This window comes from Pseudomonas sp. Sample_24, from assembly GCF_004307605.1.
Taxonomy (GTDB): domain Bacteria; phylum Pseudomonadota; class Gammaproteobacteria; order Pseudomonadales; family Pseudomonadaceae; genus Aquipseudomonas.
Genome location: NZ_RCNW01000227.1, coordinates 55,245 through 68,555, shown reverse-complemented (window position 1 = coordinate 68,555; position 13,311 = coordinate 55,245). Strand labels below are relative to the sequence as shown.

The following is a 13,311-nucleotide window of genomic DNA, read 5'->3' as shown; positions in this document are numbered from 1 at the left end:
AGGGTCTGGATAATGGGCAGGAGACCTGTCCGACCTGAGTTGTGCGGTGTCTGTTCGGGTTTCATCGCTGGCAAGCCAGCTCCCACAGGGGGCTGCAGTGACCACAAATGTTGTGAGCAACCAATAACACTGTGGGAGGGTCTGGATAATGGGCAGGAGACCTGTCCGACCTGAGTTGTGCGGTGTCTGTTCGGGTTTCATCGCTGGCAAGCCAGCTCCCACAGGGGGCTGCAGTGACCACAAATGTTGTGAGCAACCAAGAACACTGTGGGAGCTGGCTTGCCAGCGATGAGGCCGGTAAACCCACCATCAAACCTTCTGATTCATCCGCTGACGCAAATACTCGATCACCGCTCCCCGCTCCCCGGCGAACTCGATCCGCGCGCCCTTCTTCTCGCGCTGAAAGGCGTACATCGGATCGTAATACTCGACCAGCAGGCCTTCGATCCAGCCGCGGTGCAAATCCACCGCGCCGCTTCGCCCCTGCTCAATCAGCGCTTGTTCCATCAGGACCAGCATCCGTTGATGGCGCTCGCCACCCAGGCGCTTCTGCACGTTGTTCAGGCTCTCAAGCAAACGCTCGGAAAACAGCGTAAAGCCCTGGTCGCCATGTACGGCGATGAACTCGGCACACAGATCCACCACGTAATCGCGCAGGATTCGCTCGACCCGCCCCGACAGACTGTCTTCGAGCCAGACCATGGGAAACTGTTGCATCCCCTGATACAGCGGCAATGGCAGCGCACAACTGCCGACCGCGCGGCTCTCGTCTTCGAGCACGAATTGCGCATGACCGCGGGCGCGCTTTTTCAACACGTCCACTGCCAGGCGGTTCTCAAAGTCGATATTCGACGGCTGGCCCGTGGCGCGTTTGCCGAAACTGGAACCGCGATGATTGGCATATCCCTCAAGGTCCAAGCCGTTGCTCAGTTGAGTCAGGACTTCGGTTTTGCCGGTGCCGGTCATGCCACCCAGCAATACGAAATCACACTGGGCAACGGCTTGATCGACAGTTTCCAGCAGGAAGGTACGCATGGCCTTGTAGCCGCCACCGACCCGCGGATAATCGATACCCGCCTCGTCCTTGAGCCATTGCTGAACGATCTGCGAACGCAGACCGCCACGAAAACAATAGAGAAGCCCATCGGGATGCGCCCGGGCGAACGCCGCCCAGGCCTGGATACGTTCGGCCTTGACGGCCCCGGACACCAGTTGATGGCCCAGTTCGATGGCGGCCTGCTGACCCTGTTGCTTGTAACAGGTGCCGATGCGCTGCCGCTCGTGATCGTTCATCAGTGGCAGGTTGACCACTCCGGGGAACGAGCCCTTGGCAAACTCCACCGGTGCCCGGGCGTCCATCATCGGCCGGTCGTTGAGGAATATGTCGCGGTAATCGGTGCAGTCGACAGACATCAAGACACCTCGACCGCGTAGCTCTGTCGCTCGACCAGTTCACCGATCGGCGCCAGATCCAGACCCAGCTCGGCCGCCACGGCGAGAAATCCGGCATTGCCTTCGGGAGTGACGGCGATCAGCAGGCCGCCGCTGGTCTGCGGATCGCACAGCACGCGCTTGTGCAACTCTTGCAGGCGTCCGAGCTTGCTGGCGTAGCTGTCGAAGTTACGTAAGGTCCCACCTGGCACACAGCCCTGTTCAAGGTAGTACTCGACACCTGGCAAGCGCGGTACCCGATCGTATTCGATGCGCGCGGTCAGGTGGCTGCCGTCGGCCATTTCCACCAGATGCCCAAGGAGGCCGAAACCGGTGACGTCGGTCATCGCGGTCACGCCGTCGAGTTTGCCGAAGCGGCTGCCGGGCTTGTTCAGCGTACACATCCAGTCACGGGCCAGGCCGACATCGGCGCTGCGCAACTTGCCCTTCTTCTCGGCGGTGGTGAGGATGCCGATGCCCAGGGGTTTGGTCAGGTACAGCAAGCATCCGGCGGTGGCGGTATCGTTACGCTTCATGTGGCGTTTTTCCACCAGTCCGGTGACCGCCAGGCCGAAGATCGGCTCCGGCGCATCGATGGAGTGGCCGCCGGCCAGTGGAATGCCGGCCTCATCGCACACCGAACGCCCGCCGCGGATCACTTCGCGGGCAATTTCCGGTGCCAGCACGTTGACCGGCCAGCCGAGGATCGCGATGGCCATCAACGGATCGCCGCCCATGGCGTAGATATCGCTGATGGCATTGGTCGCGGCAATGCGACCGAAATCGAAGGGGTCATCGACGATCGGCATGAAAAAATCCGTGGTCGACACCACGCCGCGCTCTTCATCGATGGAGTAGACCGCCGCGTCATCGCGCGAGGCATTGCCGACCCAGAGTTTCGGGTCCAGGTTCTGCGCACCGCTGCCGGCCAGAATCACTTCCAGTACTTGTGGGGAAATCTTGCAACCGCAGCCAGCGCCGTGGCTGTACTGGGTCAGGCGAATCGGCTCGCTCATCAGGGGCACCTCGTTGGGTCAATGGCGCCGATTCTAGCAGAGCACGACAGGGGTGAAGCCGAGGTAAAAAAAACCGCCCTTACGGGCGGTCAAGCATTGCAGAAGCGAATCAGAAGCCGAGGCTGAAACTGATGGTCATCGCATGATCATCGCCATCGCCAGAGACCTGCCCCGAATAGCCGATGCCGAGTTTGCCGGTCGGGCTGATCTGGAAGTCCACCCCGGCTTCGAGCACGGCACTGTCCTTGGCAATGGGCACGCCTTGCACGGTGTACGAGGCCCCACCGTCGATGAAGGTCATGTCAGCGTCGGGCTTGGTGTCACCGAAGGCGTGACGCCAGCCAATGGCGCCACGCGGGGTGAACTGTCCGCCGTTGGCCAGGGTGATGCGTTTGCCGGCACGCAGGCCCAGGGTGGAGAACGTGATGTCCTGGTCGGCATCGGCGCTCAGGCGCCCCACCCCGCCTTTTTCCTTGGCCTTGCCGCTGTCGTAGTTGACGTAGGCGAGGCCGGCGAACGGCTCCAGCGCTGTGCCGGCCGCCTCGACGGTGTAACCGACTTCACCGAACACCTGGGCGCTGCGCGCGTCGTAATCGGCTTCCAGTCGATCGTTGTAGGCACCGACGCTGACGTCGCGCTTGCTCTCGATGTCGTGCCAGCTGTAAGCCGCGCCAAGGCGCACGGCCAGTGCATCGAACTGCGAGTTCAGGTACGCCGCCAGGTGGTAGCTCTCCACTGTCGCGCTGGAATGTCGATCATGGGCATCGAGGTCACTGCGGGTGTAGCCGGCGGCCATCCCCGCGCGCCACTGGTCATCAAGTTGCTTGTCGGTCCCAAGCATGAACCCGCTGAGGTTGCGATCCAGCTTCGCGCTATTGCTGTCGCCATCCGACTCACCCCACGCCCCCAGGGCACGGACCCAACCGACCATCTCGCCGTGGCAACCGCTGCTGCTCAACTGATTGTCGCTGGGCGCGAGGGCGTTGCGTGGGTCGTTTGCTGCGCTGTATGACGGCTGGCGCATACGGTCGTTGACCGCGTCGCGTACGTAGCGTGAGTCCTCGAGAATCGCGCTGGCGGTACTCGCGTGGATTTCCCCGGACAGATTGTCGAAGGCGCGACGCGCGTCAGCGACACTGAGGTTGAGGATTTCGTTCTGCAACGCCGCCCCCGCCGGGCCATTGTTCGACAACGCCGTGGCGGTGTTGAACTGGTTGCCGGTCGCGGCCACGTCGGCAAACGAGTTGCCGTTGCGACTGACTGCCAGGTTCACCGCATTCGCGTCATACACCAGCGCTGTGTCGAGGAATGCGTATTGCGGCAGATCGGTGGTACTGAAGGTCCCCGAGACGCCACCGCCAGCGCTGATCAGTGAATACGTGGTGTTGCCGGTGAACGGTGCCAGGCTGGTCACTTGCAGGCCGCCACCGAGGACCGCGGTGCCGCCCACCACCAGCGGCGTGGCGGTCGGCGAGCTGAGCGTCAGCGCCAACACACCATCGGCAGCGTTGGTCAGGTTACCGGTAACGCTCAAAGTGCCATCAGCCCCGCCGGATGCAACAACGCCATGGTTGTCCACCGCGCCAACGCTGCCGTTACCACTGAGGCCGGCGCCATTGGCCACGGTGATCTGTCCACCGAGCGACGCGCGTGCTGCGAGACTACCGACTTGCAGCACGCCCTGATCCACCGAGACAGTACCGTTGAACGGCTGGTTACCGGTGAGCAACAAGCGCCCGGCACCGCGCTTGGCCAGCCGACCGGTGCCGCTGAGCACACCGTTGAACTGGCCGTTGGCACTCTGCTGGAACACCAATTGCGCATTGTTGAGGATGTTGCCTTGCAGGCTGGTGGTGTTGCCGATCAGCGTACCGCCACTGACGGTAGTACCGCCGCTGTAGGTGTTGGCAGCGCTGAGCAACAGCGTGCCGGAATCAAGCTTTTCGATGCCGCCAGTGCCAATTAGCGGTACGGCAATTTCGGTGGTCGCCCCCGCATTCACCCGCACCGGTGCAAGACTGCCATCCGCGCCGTTTACCGGCGTCAGTGCGCCGTCAGCAGCCGGCACCAGACTGTAACCGCTCCCGAGGAACTGCAACCCGGTGAAGCTTTGGTTGCCTTGCACAGTGACGGTACCGCCCTGCCCGCCGAATACGGCGAACTGGCCGTTGGCGCCCAATGCCTGGGTACCGGTCGGATCGGTCCAATTGGTGCCCGGTCCCCAAACGCCGCTGCCGCCACCGATGCTGCCGTCCGGGTTGGTTTTGCCACCGTTCCAGAACTGCACTTCACCCGGCGTGCCTTGCACCAACAGGTTGATCTGATTGGCCATGGCTGTTTGCAGACTCAGGTTCGCCGCCGATACCGGCAGGCTGCCGTAGACCAGGCCGTTGTCGGTCAGGCTGCCGCCGTAGCTGAACAGTTGATAGACGCCCGTGCCGAAGCCGCCGGCATTGCTGATGTTCAACGTACCGTCGAGGGTCAGGTCCCCGGCGACATTGACCACTGTCGTCGAGCTGGCCGCCGAGCCAAGGCTGAAGTCCAGGTTCGTGCCCGAGGACAACGCCAACGAGCCTACCGACAACGGCGTCGCACTGCCGCCACCGAGCAGCGTCGCGCCACTGGCCAGTTGCAACGCCCCACCGATCTGGCCGCTGCCGCCGACGGTCGCGCCGCTGGCAACATCGACGTTGGCACTGTTGAGCACGCCATTGACCAGCAGCCTGCCAGCCTGCACCGAAGTGTTGCCGGTGAAGGTGTTGTTGCCGGTCATGAGCAATTCACCGCTGCCGGTTTTGCTCAAGGTGCCCGTACCGGTTAGGTTGCCGGTGTAGCTGCCGGCGCTGTTCTGCTCAAAGGTCAGCGCGGCGTTGTTGACGATCGCCCCTTGCAGGCTGCTGGTGTCGCCACGTGTGCTGCCTGCGTTGAGGGTGGTACCGCCGCTGTAGCTGTTGGCGCCACTGAGCACGAGGTCGCCCGCGCCGTTTTTCACCAGGCTGCCGCTGCCGGTGATCGCACCGATCAGGCTGGTGTTCTGATTGCCGGCGAGGGTCAATTGCGCGCCGAGGTTGATGGCGTTGGCCAGTTGCAGTGCCGAAGTGCTGTCGAGGGTGCCGTTGCCGAGCACACTCAGCGCCCCGCTGCTGATGGCGCTGTTGTTGCCGAGGATCAGCGTGCCGCCGTTGAGCTGGGTGCCACCGCTGTAGGTGTTGCTGCCGTTGAGGGTCAGGCTCGAAGCGCCGGTCTTGATCAGGCTGCCGCTGCCGCTGACAACGCCGGCGAGTGTCAAGGCGTTGGAGCCAGTCACGTTCAATCCACCATTGAGCACTACGTCATTGCCGAGGGTGACGACGGTGTTGCTGTCCAGCGCCGTACCGTTGGCGGCGGTCAAGACGCCTGTGCCGAGGGCGGCGTTGTTGCCGACCACGATCTTGCCGCCATTGAGCGCGGTGCCGCCGGTGTAGCCGTTGGCGGCGTTGAGCACCAGGGTGCCGGTGTCGTACTTGCCGAGGGTGCCGGCGCCGTTGAGCGCTACGCCGATGGTTGCCGTAGCGTTCGGATCGACACGCACCGAAGCGTTGCCCAGGGAACCGTTGAGCAGATTCAGCGAGCCCGCCGTGCCGTTTTGCAGGCTGTAGCCATCGGTGACGAACTGCATGCCGGTGATGGTTTGCGCGCCGTTGACGGTCACGGTGCCAGCAGCGCCCTGGAACACCGCGAAGTTGTTGGTCCAGCCCTGATTGGTGGTGCCGTTGACGTCGGTCCAGTTGGTAGTGCCGGTGCCCCAGGTGCCGCTGCCGCCATCCACTGAACCGTTGGCCACCAGTTGATTGCCATCCCAGAACTGCACGGTGACGCCCGGTGCGCTGACCAGCAGGTTGATCTGGTTGGCCAGCGCGGTTTGCAAGGTCAGATCGCCCGGAGTGACGCTGCCCGGCAGCGTGCCGATCAACAGGCCGTTGTCGGTCAAGCCTCCGGTGTAGTTGATCAGGCGATACACGCCACTGCCGAAGCCGCCGATGTCGCTGACATTGAGGGTGCCGTCCAGGGTCAGGTTGCCGCCGACATTGACCAGCGCGTTACCACCACCGGACACCGGTGTGCCGAGGCCGACATCGAAGTTGGAGTTGCCACTGAACACCAGCGAACCCACCGACAGTGTGCTGCCGGTAACCCGGGCCAGGTGACCGCCATCGGCCACCGTCACTGCCCCGCCGAGCGTGCCGCTGCCGCCCAGGGTGCCGCCGCTGTTGACCAGCACATTGTCGCTGGCCAGCGAACCGTTGACCTGCAAGGTGCCGGCATTGACGTTGGTATCACCGGTGAGGGTGTTGTTGCCGGTCAGTGTCAATGTGCCGATGCCCAGTTTGGTCAACCCGCCCCTGTCGATGCCGTCCCTGAGGACGCCTGCGAAGGTGCTGCTCTGGTTGTTGCCTCCGATGCTCAGGGTGTCAAAGTCACCGATGCCAACCGTGCCGTCACCGGTCAGGCTGCCGATGCTGGTCGAATCACCGATGTTGAGCGTGGTGCCGACCGCAAGGTTGACGGCGGCGTTATCGCCCAGCGCAGTGCTGCCAAGCGTGTTCAGGCTCCCGGCCTGCACATCGATCAGACCGTTGAAGGTGTTGTTGCCGCTGAGCGTCAGGACCGCCAGACCGTTCTTGGTCAACGTACCACTGCCGGCGATCACGCCGCCCAGCGTCAGGCCAAGGTTACCGGCGATGCTCAAATTGGCGTTGACGTTGAGGTCGTTGGCCAGCACCAGCGGCGCATTGTTGTCGAGGCTCGAAGTGCCGGCCACGGTCAGCGCCCCGGAGCCCAGTGAAGCGCCGGTGCCAAGGCTCAGCGTTCCGGCATTCAACGTGGTGCCGCCGCTGTAGGTGTTGATGCCGTTGAGGGTCAGGCTGGAGGCGCCGTTCTTGATCAGCCCACCGGCGCCGCTGATCACACCGGCGAGGGTCAGGTTGTTGGTGCCGGTGTTGCTCAGGTTGGCGTTGAGCACCACGTTGTTGCCCAGGTTGATCGCACCGTTGCTGTCCAGCGACGAGGCGCCGGCCACGGTGAGGTTGCCCAGGCCCAGCGCCGAATTGCTGCCTGCGATAAGGGTGCCAGCGTTGAGGGTGAGGCCGCCGAGGAAGTTGTTATTGCCGCCGAGGGTCAGGTTGGCCGCGCCGTTTTTGCTCAGACTGCCAGCGCCGTTGATCGTGCCGGCAAGGGTCAGGTCCGCCGTGCCGCCGACGCCGAGGTTGCCGACCAGGTTCACCGCGTTGTTCAGCGATACCGCAGTGGCGGCATCCAGCGTGGTGCCGCCCGCGGCGTTCAGGGTGCCGGAACCCAACGCCGAGTTGGATGCCAGAATCAGTCCGCCTGCGTTCAAGGCCACCGGCCCGAGGAAAGCGTTGTTGCCGGCGAGGGTCAGATTTGCGGCGCCGTTCTTGATCAGCCCGCCGGTGCCGCCAATCACGCCATTGAGGGTCAGTGCGTTGCTGCCGACCACGGTGAGGTTACCGTTGAGCGTGGCGGCGTTGCCAAGGGTCACGGCCGTATTGCTGTCCAGTTGTGTACCTGCATTGGCGATCAGCGTACCGCTGCCCAGTGCCGTATTGCTGCCGACGACTATCTTGCCGCCGTCCAGTTGCGTGCCGCCGCTGTAGGTGTTGGCACCGTTGAGCACCAGGGTGCCGCTGTCGAGCTTGTTGAGAATGCCGCTGCCATCGATGTTGACGCCGAGGGTGGCGGTCACGCCCGGATCGACCCGTACCGCCGTGGTACCGCCAGTGCCGTTCACCGCAGTCAATTGCCCCGCCGCGCCGTTCACCAGGTTGTACCCGTCGGTGAGAAATTGCATGCCGGTGAACAGTTGCGTGCCGTTGACCGTCACCGTGCCGGCCGTGCCCTGGAACACCGCGAAGTCGCCGGCCCACGGCTGGTTGATCAATCCGTTGGCATCGGTCCAGTTAGTGCCGACGGCATTCCATGCGCCGCTGCCGCCATCGACGACGCCGTTGGCAATCGTCTGACTGCCGTCCCAGTAGCGGATGTTTGCATTAGGCGCCGACACTTCAATATTGATCTGATTGGCTACGCCGGTCTGCACCAGCAGATCGCCGAGGCCGTAGCCGACCGGTACGCTGGCCACATCAAGACCCAGGTTGGTCAGGGCACCGGTGTAGTTGAACAGGCGATACACGCCGACGCCGAAACCACCGGCATCGGTGACGTTGAGGTTACCGTCGAGCGTGAGGTTGCCGCCGACGTTCATCAGCGACGTGGTCGACGGTGTCCCCAGCGCCACGTCAACGTTGCTGCCGGCCGCGAGGGTCAGTGCACCGGCGGACAGTTGGTTGCCCGAAGACAGCGCCAGATGGCCGCCACTGTTGACGTTGACCGTACCGAGCGCCGAACCGTTACCGGTCAGGGTACCGCCGGTGTTGACGTTGAGCTGGGCACTGGCCAGCGAACCGCTGAGATCGACGACGCCGCCATTGATCGCGGTGTTGCCGGAAATGCCGTTGATGCCGGTGAGGTTCAAGGTGCCGGTGCCGACCTTGATCAGGCCGCCGCTGCCGCTGAGATCGCCATCGAAGGTGCTGGTGACGTTGCCGCTGCCCACGGTCAAGGTGTTGCTGCCGGTCAGTTGCACACTGCCGCTGCCGGTCAGCGCGCCGAGGCTGGCGTCGCTGCCCAGATTCAGCCCGGCGCCGGCGCTGATGTTCACGCCGGAAGTATTGCCCAGCGCATTGGTGTTGAGCGTGGTGACGCTACCGGAAACGATATTCAGCGCACCGCTGAAGGTGTTGTTGCCGGCCAGGGTCAGGTCCGACAGGCCGTTTTTGGTCAGGCTGCCGGCGCCGTCGATGATGCCGTTGAGGCTCAGGTCGTTGTTGCCCGCAACAGTCAGTCCGGCGTTCAACGTGATCGCGTTGCCGATGCCGAACGATGCGCTGTTATCCAGCGTCGCGGCGCCGCCGACAATCAAGGCGCCACTGCCCAGGCCATTGGCATTGCCCAGGGTCAGCGTACCGGCGTTGAGGGCGGTGCCGCCGCTGAAAGTGTTGTTGCCGTTGAGGGTCAGGTTGGCCGCGCCGTTCTTGATCAATTGGCCGGTACCGCTGGTTACGCCACCGAGGCTCAGGTTTTGCGTTCCAGCCACGGTCAGCGCGGCATTCAGGGCCACCGCGTTGTTGAGGCTGACCAGCGGCGAGTTGCTGTCCAGTGTCGCGGCGCCAGCGACGGTCAACGCGCCGGAACCCAATGCTGAACTGTTGCCGACGGTCAAGGTACCGGCATTGAGTGTGGTGCCACCGAGGTAATTGTTGGCCGCGTTGAGAATCAGATTCGCCGCACCGTCTTTCACCAGGCTGCCGGCGCCGCTGACCAGACCGGTCAGGGTCAGGTTAGCTGTGCCGCCGACGTTCAGAGCGCCCGCGAGCGCTACCGCATTGTTCAGGCTGACGGCGGTGTTGGTGTCCAGCGTGGTGCCTGCCGCCGCGTTTAAAGTGCCGGAGCCCAGCGCGGTGTTGCTGCCGACAATCAGCTTGCCGCTGTTCAGCGCGGTGTTGCCGAAATAGGAGTTAGCGCCGTTGAGGATCAGGTCGGCGGCGCCGTTCTTGACCAATCCACCGATACCAGCCACCACACCACTGAGGGTCAGCGCGTTGCTGCCGCCCAGAGTCAGCGTGCCGCCGAGATTGACGTTGTTGGCCAACGTTGCTGCGGTGTTGGCATCCAGCGTGGTGCCGTTCGACGCGTTCAGTGCGCCAGTGCCGAGTGCGGTGTTGGAGCCAACGATCAGCGAGCCGGCGTTCAACGACGTGGTGCCGGTGTAAGTGTTGGCGCCGTTGAGGGTCAGGCTCGAGGCGCCGGTTTTGATCAGGCCGTTGCCGCCACTGATCACGCCGTCGAGAGTCAGCGCATTGGCGCCGCCAGCGGTGAGGTTGGCGTTGAGGGTGATCGCATTGGCCAACGTCACTGCCGAACTGCTGTTGAGGCTCCCCGCCCCGGCCACGGTCAGGGCGCCGGTGCCCAATGCCGCGGCGTTGCCGACGGTCAGACTGCCGGCGTTCAGCGTGGTACCGCCGCTGAAGGTGTTGGCATTGTTGAGGGTCAAGTTGGCCGCGCCATTCTTGAGCAACTGGCCGGCACCGTTGATCACACCGGAAAGGGTCAGGCCGCTGGTGCCGCCGATGGTCAGGGTACTGCTGTTGAGGTTGACGTTGTTGCTCAGATTGACGGCGCTGTTGCTGTCCAGCGTGGATACATCGATGACGTTCAGCGCACCACTGCCCAATGCCGCCGCGTTGCCCACGGTGAGGGTACCGGCGGCCAGCGTGGTACCGCCGAGATAGGTATTGGCGCCGTTGAGAATCAGGTTGGCGAAACCGCGCTTGGTCAACCCGCCACTGCCACTGATCACACCGCCGAGTGTCAGGTCAGCGCTGCCCCGGACTTCCAGGTCACCGCCCAGTGACACCGCATTGGTCAGCGCGACCGTGGTGCTGGCTTCGAGCCTGGTGCCTGCGGCGGCGGTCAAAGCGCCGGTACCCAGCGCAGTGTTGCTGCCGACGATCAAAGTCCCGGCATTGAGCGCGGTACCGCCGGAGAAGCTGTTGTTGCCGCTGAGGGTCAGGTCTGCCGTGCCATTCTTGATCAGGTTGCCGGCGCCACTGATTACCCCACCCAGACCCAGCGCCTGAGTGCCACCAATGGTCAGATCCGCCGCCAGCGCTACGGCGTTGGCCAGGGTCACTGCAGTGGTCGCATCCAGCGTCGTGCCGGCCGCCGCGTTCAACGCGCCTGTGCCGAGCGCGGTGTTGCTGCCGACGAACAGGCTACCGGCATTGAGCGCGGTATTGCCGGCGTTGGTGTTGTTGCCGGTCAGGGTCAGGCTGGCGCTGCCACTTTTGCTGATGCCGCCGGTGCCGGACAACACGCCTGCCAGGGTCAGGGCGTTACTGCCGAGTACGTTCAGAGTGCCGGTCAACGCGATGTTGTTGGCCAACGTGACGTTGGCGGTGCTGTCCAGACTGGTGCCGGCGGCGGTGTTCAGCGCGCCGCTGCCCAACGAATTGTTGTTGGTCACCAGCAGGCTGCCGGCGCTGAGCGTGGTGGTGCCGGTGTAACCGCTGTTGGCGCCGCTGAGGGTCAGGCTGCCAGTGCCGGTTTTGGTAATGCCGCTACCGCCGCTGATCAGACCGCCGAGGGTCAGTGCTCCCGTGCCGCCAGCCGTCAATGTGCCGCCGAGGCTGATGGCATTGCTCAGGTTGATCGTGCCGGGTGCGCTCAGGGTTGTCGCGCCGGTCACATTGAGGGTACCGGTACTGAACGCCTGATTGTTACTCACCTGCACCGTGCCGCCGTTGAGCGTGGTGTTGCCCAGATAAGTGTTGGCGGCGCTTAAGTTCAACTGGCCGGAGCCGATCTTGGTCAGGCCACCGCTGCCCGATATCACGCCGCTCAACGTCGTGGCGTTGGTACCTTGCAAGGTCATGCCACCAGCCCCCAGCGAAATCAGGTTGCTGATGTTCAAGCCGGCGTTGCTGGCTTGAATGATCCCGCCGTTGGAGGTCAGCACGCCGCTGCCAAACGTGGCGTTGTTGTTGAATTGAGCGACGCCGCCATTGAGCGTGGTCGCGCCGCTGACCAGCGGCCCCTGCAAAGTCCAGGTGCCGCTGTTGATGGTCAGGTTGTTGAAGTTGACGTAGGTCGCGCTGGACGCCGTGCCGACGCCGGTGGTGCCACCGCCGACACCCACGGGGTTTTGCAGGATCAGGCGGTTGGTGCCGCCGGCACCGCCATCGACGGTGCCGGTCGGGGCGAAAGTCAGGTTGATGCCAATCAGTCCGCCAAGCCCCACCGAAATCTGAACGCCGTCACCCACCTGCACCGAAGAACCGGTCACTGCCGTGAAGGTGTTGGTGCTGCTCGCCCCCATCGACACGCCGCCAGTGATGGCGCCGGCGTTGGTAAAGGTGTTGCCCGCCGCCGAAGTCTCGAACGCGATCCGGCCATTGATCACGCCGGTGCTGCTGTTGGTCATGTTGACCTGCGAGCCGCCGTAGACGCCGATCACCGGCGTATCCGCCAGGGTGATGCCGCCTATCGACAAACCCGTCGAGGTAATGGTGCCGTTGTTGGTGATGCTGGTAGTGCCCGCAGCGGCGTTGTTCACGCCGATGGCCAGGCCGTCAATGCTGGTCAGGTTCAGCCCCAGCAGCATTCCCGTGCCTCGGATGATCCCGGAAGCATTGTTGAGCACGTTGACGGTACTGGTGGCACCACTGCCGATGAACGCACCGCCACTCAACACCGAAACCAGACCCAGCAGCGCCGGGTCGATCGTGCCGGAGTTGTTCAGGCTGATGTTCACCCCGGTCAGGTCCATGACATGGCCGCCGAGGGTTGCGTTCATCTGCGCCCCGGCGTTGACGTTGATCGTCAGGCCGTTGGTGGCACTGCTGAAGTTGTTGAGAAACAGCGGCAGGGATGGCACGCCGGTACAGGTCACCGTGGAGCCGGCTGTCGAGCAGGTGGCCAACGCAGGTGTGCTCACACCGCCGAACAGCCATCCGGCGACGCTTAGGTGCACAGCAAGGGAAAGTGGGGGAAAACGCGAAAAAACCAGGGCAACGCCAAACCTTGCTTCCACGGGAACTCCTTTCGTGGTCAAACCACTTCAATCCATGAAGGGCAGATAGCAATGACGGTAAACCGTTACGTGCTGTCAGAACTGCTACGACCCAAAACTGTTTCACTCCCGAAACACCTTACTTGACGTTCGCTGATGGGCTAGTTGTCAAATAGTGCTAGTACTTTGGTGCTATCGGTGGCGAATGCGTCGGTTTTGTTGGAGTTTCGCCTGGTA

Annotated in this window: 3 protein-coding genes; all 3 read right to left on the bottom strand. The window is 63.5% G+C overall.

The annotated features are described in order from the left end of the window. Nucleotides 1-309: 309 nt before the first annotated feature. Nucleotides 310-1,413 (bottom strand): tRNA 2-selenouridine(34) synthase MnmH, encoded by a 1,104-nt coding sequence (mnmH, locus tag D8V06_RS12385; RefSeq protein WP_130931040.1) that lies wholly within the window; start codon nt 1,411-1,413, stop codon nt 310-312. Beyond that, the gene (gene selD / locus D8V06_RS12380; protein ID WP_056854806.1) at nt 1,413-2,447 is read right to left on the bottom strand and encodes a selenide, water dikinase SelD; all 1,035 of its coding nucleotides are present in this window, start codon (nt 2,445-2,447) and stop codon (nt 1,413-1,415) included. The genes mnmH and selD overlap by 1 nt, the downstream gene beginning before the upstream one ends. 109 nt (nt 2,448-2,556) lie before the next feature. Beyond that, entirely contained in the window at nt 2,557-13,095 is a 10,539-nt protein-coding gene (locus tag D8V06_RS12375; RefSeq protein WP_130931039.1) for an autotransporter-associated beta strand repeat-containing protein, read from the bottom strand. Nucleotides 13,096-13,311: the final 216 nt, after the last annotated feature.